This is a genomic window from Bradyrhizobium sp. Kon37, assembly GCF_055807535.1.
In genome coordinates this window covers 1-481 of record NZ_JBVVOY010000126.1, presented here as the reverse complement: position 1 = coordinate 481, position 481 = coordinate 1, and the positions used below count along the sequence as shown (strand labels likewise).

Genomic DNA, 481 nt, shown 5'->3' with positions numbered 1-481 from the left:
GCCTTATTGATGAGTGCCCCGAACCACTGAAATCTGTCGTCAAGTTTGCGCTGGCAACTGGTCTGAGAAAGTCGAACATCATAAATCTGGAATGGCAACAAATCGACATGCAGCGACGAGTTGCCTGGGTGAATCCAGAAGAGAGCAAATCAAACCGCGCCATTGGTGTGGCGCTGAACGATACCGCCTGTAAAGTGTTGCGTGATCAAATAGGCAAGCATCACAAATGGGTGTTTGTACATACCAAGGCGGCTAAGCGAGCAGATGGAACATCAACGCCTGCGGTCAGGAAGATGCGCATCGACAGCAAGACATCATCATGGCTATCAGCTTGTCGTCGTGCAGGAATTGAAGATTTCCGTTTCCATGACCTCAGACACACCTGGGCAAGCTGGCTGATTCAGTCAGGCGTCCCATTATCAGTGCTTCAGGAAATGGGCGGATGGGAGTCCATAGAAATGGTTCGTAGGTATGCTCACCT

1 protein-coding gene is annotated in these 481 nt (G+C 50.3%); it reads left to right on the top strand.

Annotation, left to right across the window (positions count from 1 at the left end; all coding sequences use genetic code 11):
• Positions 1 to 481 (top strand): site-specific integrase (locus tag AC0L3J_RS37415; protein ID WP_473350434.1); only part of this gene is annotated, 481 nt, incomplete at both ends.